This window comes from Streptomyces sp. 3214.6 (genome assembly GCF_900129855.1).
Taxonomy (GTDB): Bacteria; Actinomycetota; Actinomycetes; order Streptomycetales; family Streptomycetaceae; genus Streptomyces; species Streptomyces soliscabiei.
Window position 1 is genome coordinate 695,162 of the sequence record NZ_LT670819.1, and the last position, 22,664, is coordinate 717,825.

A 22,664-nucleotide genomic window follows, 5' to 3' on the forward strand; every position below is an offset into this window, starting at 1 on the left:
GGGCTTCCCGTCGCTCAGGCTCCCGCCAGGAGCGTCAGGCCGAGGGCGATCATCGTGGCGGCGACGACGGCGTCCAGGACGCGCCAGGCGGCGGGGCGGACCAGGAAGCGGCTGAGCAGCCGGGCGCCGAAGCCCAGCGCGGCGAACCAGCACACGCTGGCGAACGCGGCGCCGAGACCGAAGGTCCAGCGCAGCGGGCCGCGGTCGGCGGCGATGGAGCCGAGCAGGAACACGGTGTCGAGGTAGACGTGGGGGTTGAGCCAGGTCATCGCCAGACAGGTGAGCACGGCCCGGCGTCGGGAGCCGGCGGGCTCCCCCTCCGCCGTCAGGGCTCCCCCGGGTCGCAGCACCCGCCGGGCCGCCAGGGCCCCGTAGCCGAGCAGGAACAGTCCGCCGATCCAGCCGACCGCGCTCAGCGCCCCGGGCCAGGCCACCACCAGCGCTCCCACTCCGCCGACGCCGAGGGCTATGAGCAGGGCGTCGGAGAGGGCGCAGATCCCCACGACGGCGAGGACGGCGTCACGGCGGATCCCCTGACGCAGGACGAAGGCGTTCTGGGCGCCGATGGCGACGATGAGCGACAGGCCGGTGCCGAAACCGGCGGCCGCGGCGGAGAGAGCGTGGGACATGCCGTCCACGCTAGGGAAACGATCAGCGGACGTACAGCTAAAGATTCTTACGTATCATTAGCTCTCGTGATGTGCGGATGATGACGGACCTCCCCCTCGACCAGGTACGGACGCTCCTCGCCGTGGTGGACGAGGGCACCTTCGACGCGGCCGCCGCGGCCCTGCATGTGACGCCGTCGGCGGTCAGCCAGCGCGTCAAGGCACTGGAGCAGCGCACGGGCCGGGTCCTGCTGCTGCGCACCAAGCCGGTACGCGCGACCGAATCCGGTGAGATCGTCGTGCGGTTCGCCCGCCAGCTGGCCCGGCTGGAGCGCGACACGCGGTCCGAGCTGGGCATGAGCGGCGAGGGCGAGTCGACACGCGTGACGGTCGCGGTGAACGCGGACTCCCTCGCCACCTGGTTCCTGACGGCCCTGACCCGGGTGGCGCAGGAGCCGCCGCTCTGTTTCGAACTGCACCGCGAGGACGAGACGCGCACGGCTGAACTCCTGCGGGAGGGGCGGGTGATGGCCGCGGTGACCTCGTCGCCCGAGGCCGTCACGGGCTGCTCGGTGCGGGCACTGGGCACGATGCGCTACCTGGCCGCCGCGAGCCCGGACTTCGCGGACCGCCACCTCGCCGACGGCCCGTTGCACGAGACGCTGACCCGGGCGCCCGTGATGAGCTTCGACCGCAGCGACGACCTCCAGGACACGTTCGTGCGCGGCCTCGGGCGCGGCTCCGGCAGTGCGAGCCCGGTACGGCACGCCGTGCCGACCTCGGAGGGTTTCGTGAACTCCGTCGCCGCGGGCTTCGGCTGGGGCATGGTGCCCGAGGCGCAGGCCGAGCCGTTCCTGCGCTCCGGCCGCCTGGTCCTGCTCGCCCCCGATCGCCCGCTCGACGTGCCCCTGTACTGGCAGCAGTGGAAGCTCGACTCGCCCGCGCTGGCGGCGGTCGCGGACGCGGTGGCGGCGACGGCGGCCCGAGCCCTCAGGAACTGAGCCGGCCCTTCGTTCCCCGACCTGCTGACGGCGTACGGGTCTTCGTGGGGCCTGCGGTGAACGTCGTTGCGGCCCGCGCTGTTTCACATCCGTCCCTCCGGTGACCCGACCGGGAGCAACTCATCCGGAAAAGCACATACGACGTGATCGCAGGTGACTTCGATGGACGACTGGCGACAGCACGCCGCGTGCCGCCGCGAGGACCCCGACCTCTTCTTCCCGATCGGCACCTCGGGGCCGGCACTGCTGCAGACGGAACAGGCGAAGGCGGTCTGCCGGCGCTGCCCGGTGCGGGAATCATGCCTGGAGTGGGCCATGGAGACCGATCAGACCCTCGGGGTCTGGGGCGGCCTGAGCGAGACGGAACGACGCGCCCTCAAGCGCCGCATCAAGGCAGGCCGGCGCAGTTCGTGAAACGGCGCCCCGCACAGCGCCCCGCTCCCTGACTCTTCCTCAGCGGGCCAGGGAGGCCTGGTCGCCCATGACGACCACGGGGTGCAGGGCAGGGTCGAGGGCGCGCAGCAGCTCCTTCATATGCTGTTCCGCGATGCTCACGCAGCCGTGGGTGGGGCCGCCGTGGTCGACGTGCAGCCAGATGCCGCCGCCGCGCCCGGCGCCGAGGGGGCGGGTCCAGTCCAGGGGTGACGTGCCGGGCTCGCGGTTGTAGTTGATCGCGATGACGTAGTCGAAGGAGCCCTCAAGCGACTCGCCCTCGAATCCCGTGCCGGGCGAGTGGAAGCCGCTGCCGTGGTAGTAGGGCAGCTTCGTGCCGGGGTCGCCCAGCAGTCCGCCGGCGTCGGTGAGTCCGTAGACGCCGATGGGTGAGCGCAGGTCGCCGCCCATGTGGTGGTCGCTCCAGCCGCGCAGCGCGTTGTGCGCGGGCCAGCTGTCCCCGGCCCGCCAGCCGGCCGCGGTGCGCCGGTACAGGACGACCGTGGCGGCCGGGGAGTCGATGCCCCGGCCGGTCACCACGACCACCTGGTCCGCGTCGGCCGGCACGGCGGCCCATGTCCTGGTTCCGAGGCCGGGTATCCGCTGCGGCGCCGTTTTGACGGAGTTCGCGGGCGGTCCCGGCGCCGCCGTGACAGTGGCGGTGCGCCCGTGCTTGGGTGCGGTCGCCGCGCCGCCGCATCCGGTGAGCAGGAGGGACGCGGCGAGCAGTGCGGCACGGGATCGGTGCGTGAACATGGGTCGATCGTGGCCCACAGGTGTGTGGAACTTGTCAGGTTCGGGGCCCCGTTGGGGCGCTACGGCTTGCTGGGCTTGCCTCGACCGTACAGCCAGGTCTGGAACAGCGGGCCGAGGTCCTTCCCGGACTTCCGTTCCGCGAGCTGTTCGAACTGGGCGGTGGTGCCGTGGCCGTAGCGGTGTGCGGCCGCCCAGCCGCGCAGGATGCGGAAGAAGGCGCGGTCGCCGACGGCGGTGCGCAGGACGTGCAGGGTCATGGCGCCGCGGGCGTAGACGGGCGTGCCGAAGATGTTCGCGCCGCTGCCGGGGTCGCCGGGCGGGAACTCCCACAGACCGTCGGTCGCGGGGCTGGCGTACAGGGCGTCGAAGGACTTCTGTGCGCTGTCGCCGCCGTGCTGTTCGGCGTAGAGCCACTCGGCGTAGGTCGCGAAGCCCTCGTTGAGCCAGATGTCCTTCCAGGAGGTGAGGGAGACGGAGTCGCCGAACCACTGGTGGGCGCTCTCGTGGACGAGGGTGCTCAGTGAGGGCGCGCGGTCGTACACGGGCCGTGACTGGGTCTCCAGGGCGTAGCCGACGTTCGGGGCGTGGTCGACGATCGAGCCGGCGGCGCGGAACGGGTAGGGCCCGAACAGCGAGCTCTCCCACTCCAGTACGGAGGGCAGCTTGTTCAGGACGGGCGTGGCGGCCGTGGCCTCACGCGGGTCGACGGCGTCGTAGACCTTGAGGCCGGTGCGGGTCGTGTACTGCTTGACCTGGAACTTGCCTACGGTGGCGGTGGCCAGGTAGGCGGCCATGGGTTCCGTCTGGCGCCAGCGGAACGTGGTCCTGCCGTGGGTGGTGCGCTGTCCGAGAAGGACGCCGTTGGCGACGGCGGCGCGGTCCTTGGGGACGGTGATCGTGAAGTCGTAGGAGGACTTGTCGAGGGGGTGGTTGTTGGCCGGGAACCAGGTCATGGCGCCCTGTGGTTCGCCGGCGACGAAGGCCCCGTCGTCGGTGGGGATCCAGCCGTCGAGGGAGCCGTCGGGGTCGGTGACGGGGCCCGGTGTGCCGCTGTAGGCGACGGTGACGCGGAACTGCTCGCCCTTGCGCAGGGCGCGCTTGGGGGTGACGACGAGTTCCTGGCCGTCGCGCCGGTAGTCGGCCTTGACGTGGTCGACGGTCAGGGCGGTGACCTTCAGCCCCTGGAAGTCGAGGTCGAAGCGGGTCAGCCGCTGGGTGGCACGGGCGGTGAGGACCGCCTTGCCGTCTAGGTGGCGGCTGCCCGGGTCGTAACGCAGGGTCAGGTCGTAGTGGGCCACGTGGTAGCCGCCGTTGCCGGCAAGCGGGAAATAGGGGTCGCCGACTCCGGATGTGCCCGTCGGGCCGGCCGCGGTGGCGGGTCCGGCCGCGATGAGCAGCGCCGCCACGGCGACGGGCACGGTCGCGGCGACGGCTTCACGGCGCAGGAGGGGGCTCGTCGTCCGTCTGCGGGAATGTGTCACGTGCGCTCCTGGGGGGGGTGGCGTGTGATCAAGCGTTCCCAGACTAGGGCCTGTCCGGCGGTCAAGTCGCAGGAAAGCAGCGGCGCCTGATCGATCCCCGCGTCTGCGGCATGATCCGCCGGACAGGCCATAGGGATTACTGGGCACCCGGCTTTCCTCCTCATTCAGGTCAAGCCGAGCGGCGCCGGCGGCCGTCTCGAGCCTACGCTCGATATCCATCCGCCGAACCCGAGGACGGCCCGCCCATGAGTGTCCGTGTACGTCGCATCTACGATCCGCCCGAGTCCGACGACGGCGTGCGGGTCCTGGTCGACCGGCTGTGGCCGCGCGGGGTGTCCAAGGACGCGGCCCATGTCGACGAGTGGCCCAAGGGCCTCACCCCGTCCACCGAGCTGCGCCGCTGGTACCACGCGGACGAGGGGTCCTTCGAGGAGTTCGCGGAACGCTACGAGGCGGAGCTCGCCGCCCCGGAGGCGGCCGAACTCCTGGATCATGTCCGGGAGTTGGCCGCCAAGGGGCCGGTGACATTGGTGACGGCCGGGAAGGCGTCGGCGCACAGCCACACGGCGGTGCTGCTCCGTCTGCTGAAGGCGGACCCGCGCTGACGGGTCAGCCGGTCTGCCGCGCCGCGGCCCGTCCCGCCGCCCGCCCGGAGAAGAGGCAGCCGCCGAGGAAGGTGCCTTCGAGGGCGTTGTAGCCGTGGACGCCGCCGCCGCCGAAGCCGGCGACCTCGCCCGCCGCGTACAGTCCCTCGACCGGCTGCCCGTCGGCGCCCAGCGCACGCGAGTCGAGGTCGGTCTGGATGCCGCCGAGGGTCTTGCGGGTCAGGACGTGCAGCTTGACGGCGATCAGCGGGCCGGCCTCCGGGTCGAGGACGCGGTGCGGGGTCGCCACGCGGCCGAGCCGGTCGCCGATGTAGCGGCGGGCGTTGCGGATGCCCTGGACCTGGGCGTCCTTGCTGTACGGGTTGGCGATCTGGAGGTCGCGGGCCTCGATCTGGCGGCGCAGGCCGTCCGCGTCGAGCAGCGCCTTCCCGGTCAGCCCGTTCATCTTCTCGACGAGCTGGTCGAGGGTGTCGGCGATGACGAAGTCCGCGCCCTTGTCCAGGAACGCCTGCACCGGGGCGGGGGCGCCCTTGCCGAGGAGCCGGTCGCGCAGGACGGCCTTGCGGTCCTTGGCGGTGATGTCCGGGTTCTGCTCGGAGCCCGACAGCGCGAACTCCTTCTCGACGATTTTGCGCGTGAGGACGAACCAGGAGTGGTCGTGGTCGGCGATGTCCGGCGTGGTGCGCAGGTGCTTGAGCGTGTTGAGGGTGTCGTAGCCCGGCAGGCACGGGTCGGGGAGCCGGCGGCCGAGGGCGTCGAACCAGAGGGAGGACGGTCCGGGCAGGATGCGGATGCCGTGGCCGGGCCAGATGGGGTCCCAGTTCTGGATGCCCTCGGTGTAGTGCCACATGCGGTCGCGGTTGACCAACCGGACGCCGGCCTGCGCGCTGATGTCGAGCATGCGCCCGTCGACGTAGGCGGGGACGCCGGTGACCATCTCGGCGGGCGGGGTACCGAGCCGCTCGGGCCAGTACCGCCGCACGATGTCGTGGTTGGCGCCGATGCCGCCGCTGGTGACGACCACGGCCTGGGCGCTCAGTTCGAAGTCGCCGATGCGGTCGCGGTTGGAGGCGACGCCGCGTGCGCCGTCGTCGGCGGCGAGGACCGTGCCGCGCACCCCTCGGGCGGCACCGTCCTCGATGACCAGTTCGTCCACCTGGTGGCGGTGGTAGAAGGTCAGCAGCCCGTCCCTGGCGGCCTGCTTGGCGTGGCGCGCGAACGGCTCGACAACGCCGGTGCCCGTCCCCCAGGCGACGTGGAAGCGGGGTACGGAGTTGCCGTGTCCGTCGGCGCGCAGGTCACCGCGTTCGGCCCAGCCGACGGTCGGCACGAAGGAGATCCCGTGTCCGGCGAGCCAGGTGCGCTTCTCCCCCGCCGCGAACTCGACGTAGGCGCGGGCCCAGCGCACCGCCCAGGAGTCCTCGTCCTCGGTCCGGTCGAACTGCGCGCTGCCCTGCCAGTCGTTCCAGGCGAGGTCGAAGGAGTCCTTGATGCCGAGCCGGCGCTGCTCCGGGGAGTCCACGAGGAACAGTCCGCCGAAGGACCAGAACGCCTGGCCGCCGAGGTTGGCGGCGTTCTCCTGGTCGACGAGGGCGACCCGCCGGCCCCTGCTGGTGAGTTCGTGTGCCGCGACCAGGCCCGCGAGACCCGCTCCGACGACGATGACGTCCGCGTCCATGGCGACCGTTGCCTTTCTGCCTGAGGTGCTATGCGTGGTGTCCGCTGCCATCGGTCAGCAGCGCGGTGAGCAGTTGCTTGAGCCAGGCGCGGGCGCCGTCGGCGTCCTTGTCCAGCAGGAGTTGGACGGTGACCCCGTCGTAGGCGGCGATCACCGCGTGGGCGGCGGAGTCGGCGTCGCCGAGGACGGCGGGCAGGGCGGTGTGACCGCGTGCCCGCTCCAGCCGGTCGGTGATCGCGCGGCGCAGCCTGGCCCGGTGTTCGAGGAGGGACTGCGCGACGGCCGGGTCACGGGCGGCGTGCACCAGGAAGTCCGTCTTCACCAGCAGCCAGTCCCGGTCGAGGAGGAGGACCTCGGTGACGCGGTCCACGGAGGCCTGCACGTCGAGGTCGGGGCCGTCCCCGGCGAGGGCGTCGGCGACCTGCTCGGCGATCAGGTCGGCGCGCTCCCGGTAGAGCGCGAAGAACAGCTCGTCCAGGCTGTCGAAGTTGGAGTAGAAGGCGCCTCTGCTGTACCCGGCGGCCTCGCAGACCTCCTCGATGGAGACCCGTCCGAAGCCCTTGCCCGCGAACACGGCGAACGCGGCTTCGAGCAGGTTGGCCCGCGTGCGGACCCTGCGTCGGGTGACCCGCCCCGTCGACTGGTGCGTCTGCCGCACGGCCATGTTCGGACCTCCGTTCGATACGCGAATGTATCGGATACATCCATGTATCGAAAGGGGTGGCAGGCGGGGACCCCGGGCATGCCGGGCAGAGTCGCAACAGCGAACATATTTTCGATTCAGGCGTACGCTGGAGGCATGACCGCGCACCACCTTCAGGGCTCTCTCTTCGACCAGACCGACGAACTGCGCCTCGGCCCCCTCGACGGGATCCGCCGGACCGTACTCGGCGCGGGCGCCTGGATCGACGTCCTGCCGGGCTGGCTCACCGGCTCGGACGTGCTGTTCGAACACCTGGCGGCCGAGGTTCCGTGGCACGCGGAGCGCCGGAAGATGTACGACAACGACGTCGCCGTACCACGCCTGCTGGCGTTCTACGCGGCGGAGCAGACGCTGCCGCACCCGGTGCTGGAGGAGGCCCGGCGGGCGCTGTCCGCGCACTACGCCGACGAGTTGGGCGAGCCGTTCGTCACCGCCGGGCTGTGTCACTACCGCGACGGCCGGGACAGCGTCGCCTGGCACGGCGACCGCATCGGCCGGGGCGCCCGCCAAGACACGATGGTCGCGATCCTCTCCGTGGGCTCGCCGCGCGATCTGCTGCTGCGCCCGGTGCGCGGGGGCGAGACGGTACGGCGCCCGTTGGGGCACGGCGACCTGATCTTGATGGGCGGCTCCTGCCAGCGGACCTGGGAGCACTGCATCCCCAAGTCCGCCCGGGCCGCCGGACCGCGCATCAGCATCCAGTTCCGGCCGCACGGAGTGCGGTGAAACGGAGCCGACGGCACCCGTTTACATACCCTCGGGGGTATGTATCAGGAGGGCGTCGACCTGGCACCCGCGCCGGCGGCCTCCGTGCTCGTCGACTTGGGTGCTGCTCGCGCTCGCCGCCCCGCTCCTGGCCCACTCCTTGCGGCCCGGCGCGCTGAAGGCGCCCGGCGGTCTGCCTCTTGCCGTGACGGTGAACGGCTGACGGCCCGATGAGCACACCGGGGTGCGCTGGAGGCGGGTGACACGGTTCCTGTCCGGCATGCGTGGAACCCCCGCCGTCCGCATCCACCCCGTGATCTGCTTTGCTGTCCCCGTCGAGCACCCCTCTCCAGGACACGGGACGGCCATGCGGGCAGACGTACGGCAAGTGGCGAACGGCACCTACCTGGTGCACGGCAGCAACACCAACTGGGTGATCCTCACCGAAGGGGACGCCGTCACCCTGATCGACACCGGCTACCCCGGCGACCGCGAGCTGGTCCTGGACTCCCTCGCCTCGGTGGGCGCTTCGCCGGAGGCGGTCACGGCCGTGCTGATCACCCACGCCCACAACGACCACCTGGGCTCCGCCGAGCACCTGCGCGCGGCCTACGGCACCCCGGTGTATCTGCACGAGGCCGAAGTGCCGCACGCCCGCCGGGACTTCCTCCAGCAGGTGACCGTCGGCGAGGTGCTGAGGAACGCCTGGCGTCCCGGCGTCCTGCCGTGGATGGTGCACGCGCTGCGCTCCGGCGGCACCGAACAGCACCCGGTCACCGCGCCCGAGGCGTTCCCGGCCGCCGCCGGGCCGCTCGACCTGCCCGGCCGACCCGTGCCGGTGCACACCCCCGGCCACACCGACGGCCACACCGTCTTCCACCTCCCGGACGCCGGCGTCGTCGTCTCCGGCGACGCGCTGGTCAGCGCCCATCCGACGTCGCGGCTACGGGGGCCGCAGCTGCTGCCGGACATGTTCCACCACGAGCGCGCCCGAGCCGTCGCGTCGCTGGAGGTCATCGAAGGGCTGGCGGGCGATCTGCTGCTGCCCGGACACGGACCGCTGCACCAGGGGACCATGAAGGCGGCGGCGCAGCAGGCCCGCGAACGCGCCGTCTAAGGTCAGGCCATGGCTTTGCAGATCAGCGCCACCAACCCGGAGCATCCGGCACTCCTGCTGGAGCTGCCCTGGCACCTTCCCCTGGAGGAGTGGCCCGAGGAGGTCCTCGTCCCGCTGCCGCGCGGCATCTCCCGCCACGTGGTGCGCTACGCCCGGGCCGGCGACGAGGTGATCGCCGTCAAGGAACTCGCCGAGCGCCCGGCCCTGCGCGAGTACGAGCTGCTGCGGGACCTGGACCGGATCGGAATCCCCGCCGTCGACCCGCTCGCGGTGGTCACCGGCCGCACCGCGGACGACGGCGGGCCGCTGGAGTCGGTACTGGTCACCCGGCATCTGGGCGGTTCGATGCCGTACCGCTCGATGTTCGAGACGACCATGCGCCCGGCGACCATGCACCGGCTGATGGACGCCCTCGCCGTGCTCCTGGTGCGGTTGCACCTGGCCGGGTTCGCGTGGGGCGACTGCTCGCTGTCCAACACGCTGTTCCGGCGGGACGCGGGCGCCTACGCCGCCTACCTCGTGGACGCCGAGACCGGCGACCTGCACCCGCGGCTCAGCACCGGGCAGCGGGACTACGACCTCGATCTCGCGCGCGTCAACATCAGCGGCGAGCTGCTCGACCTGGAGGCGTCCGGGGCGCTGCACCCGTCGGTGGACCCGATCGACTTCGGCATGGAGATCTGCGCCCGCTACGGAGCGCTGTGGGAGGAGCTGACCCGCACCTCGGTGTACCCGGCGGGCAAGTACCACTACATCGAGCGCCGGATCCGCCGGCTCAACGAGCTCGGCTTCGACGTCGCCGAGATGCAGATCGAGCACTCCTCCAACGGCGACACGGTCACCTTCGTGCCGAAGGTCGTCGACGCCGGCCACCACCAGCGCCAGCTGCTGCGGCTGACCGGCCTGGACACCGAGGAGAACCAGGCCCGGCGGCTGCTGAGCGACCTGGAGAGCTGGATGGCCACCCAGGACGACTACGCCCCGGGCGACCCCCTCGCTGCCCGCCCCGAGGTGCTGGCCCACCGGTGGGTGCGGGACGTGTTCCGGCCCACCGTGCGCGCGGTGCCCCTCGAACTGCGCGGCTCCATGGACGCGGCGGAGATCTACCACGAGCTCCTCGAACACCGCTGGTATCTGTCGGAGCGCGCGCAGCACGACATCGGGCTCGACACCGTCGTCGAGGACTACATCAAGAACATCCTGCCCACGGCACGGGAGACCCTGGAGCCGACCCTTCCGGAGTGAGACGCGGCGGGTGGCGGTGTGCCTCAGGTATGGGGCACGACGGCCACCGGGCAGTCGGCGTGGTGCAGGACGCCGTGCGCGACGGAGCCGATCCGGGCGCCCACGGCCGTGCGGTGGGCGCGGCGGCCGACCACCATCAGCTGCGCCCGCCCCGCCACCGACAGCAGCACCTGCCCCGCGCTGCCCATCTCCACTTGCTCCACCACATGCACGTCGGGGAACCGCTCCCGCCACGGCTTCACGGCCTCGGCGAGTGCCTTCTGCTCGTACTGCTCCATGCCGCCGGCGTCGTCGAGCAGTTTGAGCGAGCCGGGGCTGTAGGCGAACACCGGCGGCAGCGTCCAGGCCCGCACGGCGCGCACGCTCGCTCCCCGCGCCGCCGCCGTCTCGAACGCGAAGCGCAGGGCGGGGGCGCTGTCCTCGGGCTCACCGTGCTGGCCGACGACGATCTCATGACCGGCCACCTCGGACGACGGCCGGTCGCCGGCCCGCACCAGCACCACCGGGCACGCGGCCTCGGCGATCACCTGCTGACCGACCGAGCCCAGCAGGAACCCGACGAGCGGTCCGTGCCCGCGCGAGCCCAGTACCAGCGACTGCGCCTGCGCCGCGGCGGCGACCAGCGTCCCGACCGGGCCGCCCTCCAGGACGTCGGTGGTGACGGTCAGTCCCGGGTGGCGCTCGAGGACGGTCGCGACCGCCTGCTCGGCCGCGTCCCGCACCCAGCGCTCCTGGGCGTCGCGGTCCGCCACCTCGGCGGCCGCGTTCGACTGGAACCGCCAGGCGTGCACCACCCGCAGCGCCAGATCGCGCCGGACGGCCTCCCTGGCCGCCCACGCGAGCGCCGCGAGGCTCTCGTCCGTCCCGTCGACCCCTGCCGTGATCGGGCCCGTCATCGCGCTGCCTCCCTGTTTGATCAGATCGTTCGCCGCCAGTCTTCACCACGTCGATCGTCATGGGCGCGGAACGGGAGACGCGTTCGTGAGCCGACCTGCCGGGAGAGCGGCAGCCGCCTTCATCGCGAGCGCCCTGCGCTGTGCCGGGAGCGCACCGGTGCAGATATCCCGGAGCGAACCGGGGCGATCGAACATACGATGGGCGGAGCCGGCTCGGGCTTCGCCGTGCCGTCGCAAGGACCGACCGCTCTCGGGGTGGGAGACGTATGGCACAGGCCGCCGATGCAGCGCGGACCGTCATCCTGACCGTGGACGACGATCCCGGGGTGTCCCGTGCCGTCGCCCGTGACCTGCGGCGCCGCTACGGCGCCTCGTACCGGATCGTGCGCGCGGAGTCCGGGGAGTCCGCGCTGGAGGCGTTGCGCGAGCTGAAGCTGCGCGGTGATCTGGTGGCCGTCATCCTGGCCGACTACCGGATGCCGCAGATGAACGGCATCGAGTTCCTCGAACAGGCCCTGGACGTGTACCCGGGCGCCCGGCGCGTGCTGCTGACCGCGTACGCGGACACGAGTGCGGCGATCGACGCGATCAACGTCGTCGACCTCGACCACTATCTGCTCAAGCCCTGGGACCCGCCGGAGGAGAAGCTCTACCCCGTCCTGGACGACCTGCTGGACGCCTGGCGGTCCAGCGACCACCGGCCCGTGCCGGCCACGAAGGTGGTCGGACACCGCTGGTCGGCGCGCTCCTCGGAGGTGCGGGAGTTCCTCGCACGCAACCAGGTGCCGTACCGCTGGTACTCCGCCGACGAGCCCGAGGGGCAGCGGCTGCTGGCCGCGGCCGGGGTCGACGGGCAGCGGCTGCCGCTGGTGGTCACCGCGCAGGGCACGCCGCTCGTCGAGCCGGACGCCCCCGAGCTGGCCGCCCAGGTGGGGCTGGCGACGACGCCGACGGCCGACTTCTACGACCTGGTGGTGATCGGCGGCGGCCCGGCCGGGCTCGGCGCGGCTGTCTACGGGGCCTCCGAGGGCCTTCGGACGGTGCTGGTGGAGCGGTCGGCGACGGGCGGCCAGGCCGGCCAGAGCTCGCGGATCGAGAACTACCTGGGCTTCCCCGACGGCGTGTCCGGAGGGCAGCTCACCGACCGGGCGCGGCGACAGGCGACGAAGTTCGGCGCCGAGATCCTCACCGCGCGTGAGGTGACGGGGCTGGAGGTCAACGGGTCCGCGCGGGTGGTCCGCTTCTCGGACGGCTCGGCGGTGGCCGCGCACAGCGTCATCCTCGCCACGGGCGTCTCCTACCGGCAGTTGGCGGCGCCGGGCTGCGACGACCTGACCGGCTGCGGGGTGTTCTACGGCTCGGCGCTCACGGAGGCGGCCTCCTGCCAGGGGCACGACGTGTACATCGTGGGCGGCGCCAACTCGGCCGGGCAGGCGGCGATGTACCTGGCGCGGGGCGCGAAGTCCGTCACGCTGCTGGTGCGCGGGGAGTCCCTCGCGGCGTCCATGTCGCACTACCTGATCCAGCAGATCGAGGAGGCGCCCAACATCGGCGTGCGCCCCCGCACGGTCGTCGAGAGCGCGCACGGGGAAGGTCACCTGGAGCAGCTGACGCTGCGGGACATGACGACCGGCCGGAGCGAACTCGTCGACGCGCAGTGGATGTTCGTGTTCATCGGCGCCGCCCCGCTGACCGACTGGCTGGACGGCACGGTGCTGCGCGACGAGCGCGGGTTCATCCTGGCCGGCCCCGACCTCACACCGGACGGGCGGCCGCCCGCCGACTGGGAGCTGGACCGGCCGCCGTACCACCTGGAGACCAACATTCCCGGCGTGTTCGTGGCGGGCGACGCACGCGCCGAGTCCGCCAAGCGCGTCGCGTCCGCCGTAGGAGAGGGAGCCATGGCCGTGATGCTCGTCCACCGGTATCTGGAGCAGTCGTGAGCGGGCAGCTGATGCCGTGCAGCCCGGCCGAGATCAGCTCGCTGTTCCTGTTCGAGAAGCTCTCCCCCGAGCAGCTCGGACGGCTGTGCAGCGAGGGCCGGGTGGAGAAGTTCGAGCCCGGGCCCGTGTACACCGAGGGCGATCCGGCGACCTGCTTCTACGTGATGATCGAGGGCACGGTCGTGCTGTACCGGCGGGTCGGCGGGGACGACATCGAGGTCAGCCGCACCTCCCAGCGCGGGGTGTACTCCGGGGCCATGCAGGCGTACCTGGGGGACCGGGTGCCGCAGGTCTACAACAACTCGATGCGGGTGACCGAGCCGACCCGGTTCTTCGTGCTGCCGGCGCAGTCGTTCTCGGACGTCATGCAGGAGTGGTTCCCGATGGCGGCCCACCTGCTGGAGGGGTTGTTCTTCGGCTCGAAGAACACGCAGCGGGCCATCGGCCAGCGGGAACGGCTGCTGGCCCTGGGCTCGTTGTCGGCGGGGCTCACGCACGAGCTCAACAACCCGGCCGCGGCGGCCGTACGGGCCACGGCGACGCTGCGGGAGCGGGTGGCGAAGATGCGCCACAAGCTCGGCCTGATCGCCGAGGGGCCCTTCTCCCGGGACGCGCTGGCAAGCCTGATCGAGGTCCAGGAGCGCACCGCCGAGCGGGTCGCCAAGGCGCCGGCGCTGACTCCGCTGGAGGCCTCGGACCGTGAGGACGCGCTCACCGAGTGGCTCGAGGACCACGGCATGGACTACGGCTGGCAGTACGCGCCGACCTTCGTGCAGGCCGGGCTCGACGTCGACTGGCTGGAGCAGGTCGCGGCGGCCGTGGACGCGGAGATCCTGCCCAACGCAGTGGGCTGGCTCAACTACACCGTCGAGACCGAGCTGTTGATGGGCGAGATCGAGGACTCCACCACCCGTATCTCGCACCTCGTCGACGCGGCCAAGCAGTACTCGCAGCTGGACCGCGCGCCCTATCGGACCGTCGACGTCCACGAACTCCTCGACAGCACCCTGCTGATGCTGTCGGGCAAGATCGGGGGCATCGAGGTCGTCAAGGAGTACGACCGGACGCTCCCGGAGATTCCCGCCTACCCGGCGGAGCTCAACCAGGTGTGGACGAACCTCGTCGACAACGCGGTGTTCGCCGTCAACAGCGTCGGCGGGGACGGCACGCTGACCGTGCGCACCGCGCGGGAGGGCGACCGGGTGCTGGTGGAGTTCCGCGACACCGGCCCCGGTGTTCCGCCGGACATCCGCAGCCGTATCTTCGACCCCTTCTTCACCACCAAGCCGGTGGGCGAGGGCACCGGTCTCGGACTGGACATCTCCTGGCGGATCGTCGTCAACAAGCATCACGGCAGCCTCCATGTCGAGTCTGCGCCGGGCGACACCCGTTTCCAGGTGCTGCTGCCGCTGACCGCCCCCGACCCCGAGAACGCCGAGGACCCCGAGACCGCGGAGGAGCCCGTATGACCGACGTAGACGCCATCGACCCGAGCGTCCCGCCCAGCGGCGCCGGGTGCGTCGACTGCGACGCGGCGGGCGGCTGGTGGTTCCATCTGCGGCGCTGCGCGACCTGCGGCCACATCGGCTGCTGCGACTCCTCGCCGGCCCAGCACGCCACCGCCCACTACAAGGCGAGCGGGCATCCGATCGTCCGCAGCTTTGAGCCGGGCGAGGAGTGGTTCTGGGACTACTCCACGGACGAGCTGTACGAGTCGGGACCCGAGCTGGCCCCGCCGGCCAGCCACCCGGCGGACCAGCCCGCGCCGGGCCCGGCGGGGCGCGTACCGGCGGACTGGGCACGGTCGCTGCACCGTTGACGCCTTCCGGGCGGGGTTCCGTTCCTGGTCGCAGACCGTGTGTCGGTGCCGCGTGCCAGGATGGAGCCGTGCAACAGACAGTGTTCGCCACTCCGTTCATCGGCCGGGAGGAAGAGCTCGCCCGGCTCTCCGGCGTGCTCGACCGCGCCCGGGGCGGTGAGGCGCGCGCGGTGCTGATCGCCGGGGACGCCGGCGTCGGCAAGACACGGGTGCTGGACGAGGTCGCCGCGCGGGCCGCGCGCACGGGGACGACGGTGCTGACGGGACACTGCGTCGACCTCGGTGACGTGGGCCTGCCCTATCTGCCGTTCACGGAGATCCTGGGCGGGCTCGCCGCCGACGAGCGGTTCGCCGACGTCCTCGCCGCGCACCCGGTCGTGGACCGGCTGCTGGGCGCGGGGCCGGACGCGGTGCGCGAGGACGCGGCCCCCGCCGCGCGGGCGGGCGGTGAGGGCGGCCGGCTGAGGCTGCTCGAAGGGATGGCGGGACTGCTCGCCGACCTGTCGGAGGTCGCGCCGCTGCTTCTCGTCCTGGAGGACCTGCACTGGGCCGACCAGTCCTCCCGGGACCTGCTGCGCTTCCTGCTCAGCCGGGGCTTTCTGCAGCGCCCGACGGGCAACGGGCCGGGTCACCGGCTGGCGGTGCTGGCCTCGTACCGCGCGGACGACCTGCACCGCAGGCATCCGTTGCGTCCGCTGCTGGCCGAGCTGGTGCGGCTGCCGGCCGTGGACCGGCTGGAGCTGCGGCCGCTGGCGGACGCCGAGGTGGCCCGCCTGGTGCGCGCCCTGGAGGACCGGCCGCTGCCGGAGGCCACGGTGCGCCGGATCGTGGCGCGCGCCGAGGGCAACGCCTTCTACGCGGAGGAGCTGCTCGCGGCCTCGGACACCGAGGCCGGCGGCATGCCCAGCGGGCTGGCGGACCTGCTGCTCATCCGGGTCGAGCAGCTCCCCGACACCGCCCAGCAGGTGCTGCGGACCGCCGCCGTCGCCGGCCGACGCGTGGAGCACGACCTGCTGCGGGACGCGGTGGGGCTGCCGGAGGACGAACTGGAGTCGGCGCTGCGCGAGGCCGTGGGCCACCAGCTCCTGGTCGCGGCCGACGACGGCACCTACGCGTTCCGGCACGCCCTCGCCCGCGAGGCGGTCTACGCCGACCTGCTCCCGGGTGAACGCTCCCGGCTCCACGGTGCGTTCGCCCGCCTGCTGGCGGGCCGGCCGCACCGTGCCGAGACGGCCGCCGAGCGGGCCCACCACCACCGCGAGAGCCACGACCTGGGCGAGGCCCTCGCCGCCTCCCTGGAGGCCGCCGACCACGCCCAGCACGTCGGGGCTCCCGCCGAGGAGCTCCACCATCTGGAAGCCGTCCTCGACCTGTGGCAGTCGGTGCCCGCCTCGGCTCTGCCGTCGGGCGAGGGCGGGGGGACCCACCGGGTCACGCTGATGCTGCGCGCCTCGGCGGCTGCCGCGCACGCCGGGGAGGCGCACCGCGCGGTCTCCCTGACCCGCGCCGCGCTCGCGGGCGTCGGCCAGGACGCCGACTCCGAACTCGCCGCCCGGGTGCGGTACACGCTCGCGGGCACCCTCATGGGCGTCGACCGTCAGTCGGCGGCGTTCGCCTACAGCAGCGAGGCCCTCGCGATGATCCCCGCCGAACCGCCGTCGCCGACGTGGGTGTGGGCCGCGGCCACCCACGTGCTGGCGGCGCGTCAGGTCGGCGACACGGAGAGCGCCCTGCGCATCGCCCGCCAGGCGCTGCCCGTCGCCGAGCAGCTGGATCTGACGGACGCGCGGGCCGACCTCCTGGTCTCCCTGGCCAACCTGGAGGGGGACGGCCGCCGCTCCCCCGAAGGCCGCGCGCGCCTGAAGGAGGCGCGTGAACTGGCCCGCCGCGGGGGCAACGCCCCGGTGGAGATGCGGGCCCTGTTCACCCTGGCGATCGGCGCCTACGAGGCCGGGGAGCCGCAGGAGTGCCTGCCCTGGCTGGCCGAGGGCCTGGACCGCGCCCGCCGGGCCGGGCTGCTGTCCTCGCCGTATCCGCTGGGGATGCGGCATCTGCACCTGCTGGTGCTCTACACGCTGGGCCGCTGGGACGAGTGTGTGCGCACGGCGGCCACCGACCTGGCGGTGCTGCCGGCCTCGGGTGGGTTCGCGGTGGGGCCGGCCCTCTATGTGGCCCTCGCCCGCGGCGAGAAGAGCGTCGTCGAGCGCGCCCGGGCCCTGCTGGAGGGGCCTTTCGACTGGATGGCCGCGCTGGTGGCGGGCAATGTGCTGACCGACGCGGCGGCGCAGAGCGGGGACGCCGAGGCTGCGGTGGCGCAGCTGCGGTCCACCGTCGACTCCCTCATGGACGAGTCGGGGACGCGCCCGGACGTCCTGGTCCGGCTCACCGCGCTCGCCCTCACGGCGGTCGCCGACGCGGCCGCGGGGGCCAGGCTCACCGGCGACGAGAGGGCGGCCCGCCGCTGGTCGGCCGTGGCCGCCGAGCTCCTGGAACCGGCGCGGGCGGTGACCCTGCGCGGCGAGACCGGTCTGCCCCAGGGCCCGGAGGGCCACGCCTGGCTGGCCCGCGCCGAGGCCGAGTGCGCGTGGGCCACGACGGGGCCGGACCCGGCGGCCTGGGAGAGGACGGTCGCGGCGTTCGACTACGGCGACGCCTATGAACTCGCCCGCTGCCGACTGCGGTACGCAGAGGCCCTGTTGGCGGCCGACCGGCGCGAGGAAGCGGGCCTCGAGGCCCGCGCCGCCCGGGACACGGCCGTACGACTGGGCGCCACGCCCCTGCTGGAGCGGGTGGACGCCCTGATCCGGCGTGGGCGGCTCGCCCACGGCCCGTCCGGCGGCCGGGACCGTTCGCTCACCCTGACGGCCCGCGAGCAGGACGTCCTGCGGCTGCTCGGGCTCGGCCGCAGCAACCGGCAGATCGGCGAGGAGCTGTTCATCAGCGGCAAAACGGCGAGCGTCCACGTCTCCAACATCCTCGCCAAGCTGGGCGCGGCGAGCCGTACGGAGGCCGTGACGATCGCCTATCGCGAGCGGCTCCTCGAACCCGAACTCGGCGCGTCCGGCTGATCCGCCCCCGGCCGGGGCGCGCGGCGGCCGGCGGGGGCCGTCACCTTGACGGCTGCCCGGGCGGTCACCGCGCCGACGTCCCCAGGACCATGGCCGAGTTGACCTGCCGGGCGATGCCCCGTCAGGGTGCGACAAGACCAGGCGCGGTACGTCCTCCTCTCCCGCGTCGGAAGGGTGATTGCCTTGATCGGTATCTCGGACATCGAAGGCGTGGTCGAGCGGATCGCCGGACATCTCGTCCGTACCCCGACCGTGCCGAGCCCGGGCCTGTCGGCGCTGCTCGGCGTTCCCGTCACGATGAAGCTGGAGCTTCTCCAGCGCACCGGCTCGTTCAAGGCGCGCGGGGCGACGGCGAAGCTGCTGTCGTTGAGCGAGGCCGAGCGGGCGGCGGGGGTCGTGGCCGTGAGCGGCGGGAACCACGGGATCGCGCTCGCGGTCATGGCGGCCGCGCTGGATGTGAAGGCCACGGTCGTGATGCCGCGTTCGGCGCCCGCCCGTTCCGTCGAGATCGTGGCGGCGACCGGCGCCTCGGTGCGGCTGACCGACACAATGGGCGGCGCGTTCACGCTGGCGGAGCGCCTGCGGGAGGAGGGCTTCACGCTGGTGCACCCGTTCGACGATCCGGTGGTCGTCGCGGGGCAGGGCACGGTGGGCCTGGAGTTCGCCGCCGATGCCGGTGAGCTGACGGACGTCCTGGTGAGCATCGGGGGTGGTGGCCTCATCTCCGGTGTCGCCGCGGCCCTGCGCGCCCGCCGCCCGGCGTTGCGGATCTGGGGTGTGGAGACCGAGGGCGCGCAAGCGATGTCGGAGGCGCTGGCGGCGGGCGGCCCGGTGCAGGTGGAGCTGTCGTCGATCGTCTCCACCCTCAGCGCGCCCAGTGTCTCGCAGCTGACGTACGACCATGTCAGCGCTCTGGTCGAGGAGGTGCTGGTGGTGCCCGACCGGGAGGCCGTGCGGGGCTGCCTGGAGCTCGCCGAGCACGCCAAGGTGTGGACCGAACCGGCGGCCGGCTGCCTCCTGCCCGCGGCCCGGCAGGTCGTGGAACGGGTAGGGGACGGCGCCCGGCTGGGGTTGGTGGTCTGCGGGGGCAATGCCGCGGCCGCGGACATGAGGGCCTGGATGGATCGGTTCGGGCTGCACTGAGACCGCTCGGCCGGGATAGGGAAAATCCGGCCGAGTGGCGGCCGGGCAGGAATGGAACCGTGGCCGAAAACCTCGTTTCCGGGATCCCCGGGGGGCCGTCGGCGGCCTGTTTACCGCTGGTTACACCGCTGGACGGTCCCCGGACTCACCCCGGCAATTCCCTTTTCTCGCACATGTCTTCGGCCCATACGGTCGACCTTTTGAATGAAAGACAGGAATCCCGTCGGAGTTGCCTTCCAATTGAACGGACCCCCTCTCGCCGGTCGTACCCATGGGCAAGGGTGAGTACCGGCGGTTCAGCGAGGGATGGCCATGGTCAAGACGCACGTCTCCACGCACGAGTTGGTCGCCGGGAGGTACCGGCTGCTCGACGTCGTCCACCAGGAGACGAACCGCGTCAGCTGGTACGGCGAGTACGTCGAGGACACCGGGGCCGCGCGGCCGTGCCTGGTCACCAGGATCGGGCTGCCCCCCGATCAGGGCGAGGAGAAAGCACGCCAGGCCGCCGACCGGGTCCTGCGGATGTCGGAGACGGTGGCGCGGCTGTGCCCCGGCCGGATTGCCACGGTCGTCGACGCCGTGCAGGAGGAGGGTTCGCTGTGGACCGTCACCGAGTGGATCGACGGCCTGCCGCTGGGGCAACTCCTCGCGCAGAAGGGGGCGTTCACTCCGGCACGGGCCGCGGCGATCGGGCTGGAGCTGCTCGACGTGCTCGAGACCGCGCACGGTGAGGGCATCACCCACGGCGAGCTGAGCCCCGGCCAGGTCTTCCTGCGGGCCCGGGGCCCGCTCGTCCTCACCGGCTTCGGACTGGCGGGCGCGACCCTCGCCCCACGGGTGGCGGCGCCGTCGTACGCCTCGCCCGAGCAGGCCCGGGACGAGCGGATCGGTCCGGCGGCCGACCTGTGGGCGCTGGGCGCGATCCTCTACACGATGGTCGAAGGGCGGCCGCCGTACCGGGACCGGGACCGGCCCGAGAGCACGCTGAAGGGCGTGGACCGGCTGCCGCTGCGCACCCCGCTGCGCGCGGGCCCGCTCACCGGAACCGTGCAGGGGCTGCTGCGCAAGGACTCCCGGGAGCGGCTGACCCGGACGGTCGTACGAGAGTCCCTCACCCGGGTGCTGGACGAGGACCCGCACGGGGTGATGCCGGCCCCCAAGCTGAAGCGGGCCTGCGCGGCGGCCCGGCACATCGGTCCGCAGTGGAGCGGCCGGGCCATGGCGGCCGGGACGGCGCTGGCCGTGGTCACCGTGGCGGTCGCCGCGCTCGCCGTGACCCACCAGTTGCCGGACAGCGACGACACGGCGTCGGGCGGCGCGCAGGCCCGGCCGTCCGCGTCCGCCGGGCCGCCGAGCGAGGACGCCGGTGACAGAGCCCCCGCGACGCCGACTCCGACCGCGCCACCGACCCCTTCGGGCCGTCCGTCCCCCAGCACGTCCCCGGACGCCTCTCCTTCGGCACCCGCCTCGGCACCGCCGTCGGCCTCCCCCGACGCCCTCCCGGACGGTTTCCGCGTCTACCGTGCGCCCGAGGGGTTCTCGGTCGCCCTGCCCGCGGGCTGGAAACGGCTGGAAACGGCGCGCGGCGCCGATCAGGCGTACCGGATCACCTTCGGGGCGGCCGGCGACCCGCGCACCCTCGCGGTGACCTACAGCGAGAGCGCCGGACCGGACCCGGTGGCCATCTGGCGCGACGAGGTCGAGCCCAACCTGAGGAAGGCCGACGGTTTCCGGCGGCTCGGCGACATCGAGGCGAGGACGTACCAGGGGTACAAGGCCGCCGACATGGAGTGGCTCCAGGACGTCGACGGCACACAGGTGCGCACGTTCGGCCGGGGCTTCCTCCTCGGCGGGCACCGCAGTTTCTCGCTGCGCTGGACGACGCCCGCCGCGGACTGGGACAAGAGCGCGAACCGGCAGGCCCTGGACACGTTCCTGCGGACCTTCCGGCCGGGTTCAGCCGCCTGAGCGTCCCGACGGCCGTGGGGCGCGCATGGAGCGCAGCGCGCCGCCGTGCAGGGGCTCCGTGTCCCAGTGGGCGGTGAAGGTCCGCTCGGCGAGGGAGCACGTCACCCGCAGGCGGTGCGGGGTCTCGAGGAACACGAGGTGCGCGGCGAGGGTGTCGCCGTCGGTCCACCCGCCGCTCACGGCGATGGGCAGCGGCTCGTCGGTCACCTGCCAGCCGCCGGAGCCCAGGGGCGCCTCCAGTCGCGTGCCGCCCGGTTCCTCGACAAGACTCAGCGACCAGCCGTCCGGGCCCCCGGTCACCGCGGCGCCGGTCAGCTTCGGCAGGGCCGCGCAGACACCGCCGTGCGGTGTGAACGCGGCGGCCGACCACTCCCCGTCCCGCTCCGGCGGTGCCGGTTTCCCGGCGGCCGGGGGGAGCGCGAGCCGGGCCAGGCGCTGTGCGAGGGCCGCGTCGGCGTCCTCGCGGCCGGTCAGCGGCTGCGGCCGGAACGCGGGCAGCAGGTGCTCCCAGACGAGGGTGAGCAGAGCCTGCATGTCGTTCGTCGCCGCGGTCGTGGCGATCACGGCGTCATGCTCGGGCAGGATGAGGCAGAACTGTCCGTAGGCGCCGTCGCCGCGGTAGCCGTGCCGGGAGCGCCAGAACTGGAAGCCGTAGCCCCGGTCCCAGTCCAGGCGGTCCGCGTCGGCGGCCGCGCCAGGCGCCGTGGCCACCTGCTCGCGCGTCGCCTCGGCGACCCACTCCAGCGACAGCAGCCGCTCGCCGTCCCACACTCCCTCGTCCAGGTACAGCTGCCCCAGCCGGGCGATCGCGTCGGTGGTGCCGTGCAGACCGCTGAAGCCGAGCTCGCGCCCGGACCGGTCGGTGAGCCAGGCGACCTCGCCGATGCCGAGCGGGTCCAGCAGGCGCGGCCGCAGATAGGCGGTGAGCGACTGGCCCGTGACGCGCTGCAGGATCGCGGCGAGCGTGAAGGTGGCGGGCTGGTTGTACGCGAACACGGTTCCCGGGTCGCGGTCGGGCGGCAGCAGCAGGAAGCCGCGGACCGGGTCGTCGTGGTCGAGAGCGCGCGCCCGGTCGTAGGTCTCCGCCTCGTGCCCGCTCGCCATCGCCGCCACGTGCCGCACCAGCATCGCGCGGCTGCGCGGGTCGGTGATGTCCGCGTCGAGCTCCGGGAAGTACGAGAGAACCGGGTCGTCGAGGTCGATGAGTCCCTCGGCGACGGCGAACCCGGCGGCCGTCGACGTGAAGCTCTTGCTCAGCGAGTACAGCAGGTGGAGCCGGTCTGGGGTGTACGGCTCCCACCAGCCGGAGGCGACGAGCCGTCCGTGGCGCAGGATCATCAGGCTGTGCGGCTCGATGATCCCGGCCGCCTCCACGGCGTCGAGGAAGGCGAGGACGCCGGAGGCGTCGACGCCCTCGGCGGACGGGGTACTCGAAGGCAGTGGGCGCTCGCTCATACCTGCATCCTGCCCGGACGGCCGACGATCATCGACGGTCT

Annotated in this window: 19 protein-coding genes; 12 read left to right on the forward strand and 7 right to left on the reverse strand. The window is 72.8% G+C overall.

Translation table 11 applies throughout. The annotated features are described in order from the left end of the window. Positions 1 to 14: 14 nt before the first annotated feature. Positions 15 to 629: a LysE/ArgO family amino acid transporter gene (locus B5557_RS03015; RefSeq protein WP_079657629.1), complete on the reverse strand. Its 615-nt coding sequence runs from the start codon at positions 627 to 629 to the stop codon at positions 15 to 17. 77 nt (positions 630 to 706) lie between these two features. Between B5557_RS03015 and B5557_RS03020 the strand changes: the two genes are divergently transcribed. Further along, positions 707 to 1,609: a LysR family transcriptional regulator ArgP gene (locus B5557_RS03020; protein ID WP_079657630.1), complete on the forward strand. Its 903-nt coding sequence runs from the start codon at positions 707 to 709 to the stop codon at positions 1,607 to 1,609. A gap of 162 nt (positions 1,610 to 1,771) precedes the next feature. Then, on the forward strand, positions 1,772 to 2,023 hold the full coding sequence (locus B5557_RS03025; RefSeq protein ID WP_079657631.1) for a WhiB family transcriptional regulator: 252 nt from the start codon (positions 1,772 to 1,774) through the stop codon (positions 2,021 to 2,023). A 39-nt stretch (positions 2,024 to 2,062) separates the two neighbouring features. Here the strand turns inward: B5557_RS03025 and B5557_RS03030 are convergent, their stop codons facing one another. Together B5557_RS03030 and B5557_RS03035 are read right to left on the reverse strand one after the other, a co-directional pair. After that, entirely contained in the window at positions 2,063 to 2,797 is a 735-nt protein-coding gene (locus B5557_RS03030) for a L,D-transpeptidase family protein (RefSeq protein ID WP_079657632.1), read from the reverse strand. A gap of 59 nt (positions 2,798 to 2,856) precedes the next feature. Further along, positions 2,857 to 4,278 carry a M1 family metallopeptidase gene (locus B5557_RS03035; protein ID WP_079657633.1) on the reverse strand — a complete coding sequence of 474 codons (1,422 nt, stop codon included), beginning with the start codon at positions 4,276 to 4,278 and terminating at the stop codon, positions 2,857 to 2,859. A 245-nt stretch (positions 4,279 to 4,523) separates the two neighbouring features. On the opposite strand from B5557_RS03035, the gene B5557_RS03040 reads away from it, so the two are divergent. After that, the gene (locus B5557_RS03040; RefSeq protein WP_079657634.1) at positions 4,524 to 4,883 is read left to right on the forward strand and encodes a DUF488 domain-containing protein; all 360 of its coding nucleotides are present in this window, start codon (positions 4,524 to 4,526) and stop codon (positions 4,881 to 4,883) included. A gap of 4 nt (positions 4,884 to 4,887) precedes the next feature. Here the strand turns inward: B5557_RS03040 and B5557_RS03045 are convergent, their stop codons facing one another. Together B5557_RS03045 and B5557_RS03050 are read right to left on the reverse strand one after the other, a co-directional pair. Beyond that, complete coding sequence (locus tag B5557_RS03045; protein ID WP_079657635.1) at positions 4,888 to 6,561, reverse strand: FAD-binding dehydrogenase; 1,674 nt, start codon at positions 6,559 to 6,561, stop codon at positions 4,888 to 4,890. Positions 6,562 to 6,589: 28 nt separating this feature from the next. Then, complete coding sequence (locus B5557_RS03050) at positions 6,590 to 7,225, reverse strand: TetR/AcrR family transcriptional regulator (protein ID WP_079657636.1); 636 nt, start codon at positions 7,223 to 7,225, stop codon at positions 6,590 to 6,592. Positions 7,226 to 7,360: 135 nt separating this feature from the next. Between B5557_RS03050 and B5557_RS03055 the strand changes: the two genes are divergently transcribed. The 3 genes from B5557_RS03055 to B5557_RS03065 all read left to right on the forward strand — a co-directional run bounded on the left by B5557_RS03055 (position 7,361) and on the right by B5557_RS03065 (position 10,331). Continuing rightward, positions 7,361 to 7,990 (forward strand): alpha-ketoglutarate-dependent dioxygenase AlkB, encoded by a 630-nt coding sequence (locus B5557_RS03055; protein ID WP_079657637.1) that lies wholly within the window; start codon positions 7,361 to 7,363, stop codon positions 7,988 to 7,990. Positions 7,991 to 8,336: 346 nt separating this feature from the next. Beyond that, positions 8,337 to 9,086 carry an MBL fold metallo-hydrolase gene (locus B5557_RS03060; protein WP_079657638.1) on the forward strand — a complete coding sequence of 250 codons (750 nt, stop codon included), beginning with the start codon at positions 8,337 to 8,339 and terminating at the stop codon, positions 9,084 to 9,086. A gap of 9 nt (positions 9,087 to 9,095) precedes the next feature. Next, positions 9,096 to 10,331 carry a DUF4032 domain-containing protein gene (locus B5557_RS03065; RefSeq protein WP_079657639.1) on the forward strand — a complete coding sequence of 412 codons (1,236 nt, stop codon included), beginning with the start codon at positions 9,096 to 9,098 and terminating at the stop codon, positions 10,329 to 10,331. 23 nt (positions 10,332 to 10,354) lie between these two features. On the opposite strand, the gene B5557_RS03070 is transcribed toward B5557_RS03065, so the two are convergent. After that, positions 10,355 to 11,227 carry a universal stress protein gene (locus B5557_RS03070; protein WP_079657640.1) on the reverse strand — a complete coding sequence of 291 codons (873 nt, stop codon included), beginning with the start codon at positions 11,225 to 11,227 and terminating at the stop codon, positions 10,355 to 10,357. A 266-nt stretch (positions 11,228 to 11,493) separates the two neighbouring features. Here B5557_RS03070 and B5557_RS03075 point away from each other — a divergent pair, with 266 nt between their 5' ends. The 6 genes from B5557_RS03075 (at position 11,494) to B5557_RS03100 (ending at position 21,168) form a co-directional block, all read left to right on the forward strand. Next, positions 11,494 to 13,170, forward strand: a complete 1,677-nt coding sequence (locus B5557_RS03075; protein WP_079657641.1) for an FAD-dependent oxidoreductase — start codon at positions 11,494 to 11,496, stop codon at positions 13,168 to 13,170. Further along, positions 13,167 to 14,639, forward strand: a complete 1,473-nt coding sequence (locus tag B5557_RS03080) for an ATP-binding protein (protein WP_079657642.1) — start codon at positions 13,167 to 13,169, stop codon at positions 14,637 to 14,639. The genes B5557_RS03075 and B5557_RS03080 overlap by 4 nt, the downstream gene beginning before the upstream one ends. Continuing rightward, on the forward strand, positions 14,636 to 14,989 hold the full coding sequence (locus tag B5557_RS03085; protein WP_079657643.1) for a UBP-type zinc finger domain-containing protein: 354 nt from the start codon (positions 14,636 to 14,638) through the stop codon (positions 14,987 to 14,989). Before B5557_RS03080 ends, B5557_RS03085 begins: the two co-directional genes overlap by 4 nt. Before the next feature lie 68 nt (positions 14,990 to 15,057). Further along, positions 15,058 to 18,057: a helix-turn-helix transcriptional regulator gene (locus B5557_RS03090; protein WP_079657644.1), complete on the forward strand. Its 3,000-nt coding sequence runs from the start codon at positions 15,058 to 15,060 to the stop codon at positions 18,055 to 18,057. Between the two features lie 183 nt (positions 18,058 to 18,240). Next, the gene (locus B5557_RS03095; protein WP_079657645.1) at positions 18,241 to 19,200 is read left to right on the forward strand and encodes a pyridoxal-phosphate dependent enzyme; all 960 of its coding nucleotides are present in this window, start codon (positions 18,241 to 18,243) and stop codon (positions 19,198 to 19,200) included. 306 nt (positions 19,201 to 19,506) lie between these two features. Further along, positions 19,507 to 21,168: a serine/threonine protein kinase gene (locus tag B5557_RS03100; RefSeq protein WP_079657646.1), complete on the forward strand. Its 1,662-nt coding sequence runs from the start codon at positions 19,507 to 19,509 to the stop codon at positions 21,166 to 21,168. Here the strand turns inward: B5557_RS03100 and B5557_RS03105 are convergent. Beyond that, positions 21,157 to 22,623, reverse strand: coding sequence for a serine hydrolase domain-containing protein (locus B5557_RS03105; protein WP_079657647.1), 1,467 nt, complete (start codon positions 22,621 to 22,623; stop codon positions 21,157 to 21,159). The two genes, B5557_RS03100 and B5557_RS03105, sit on opposite strands and share 12 nt — an antisense overlap. Positions 22,624 to 22,664: the final 41 nt, after the last annotated feature.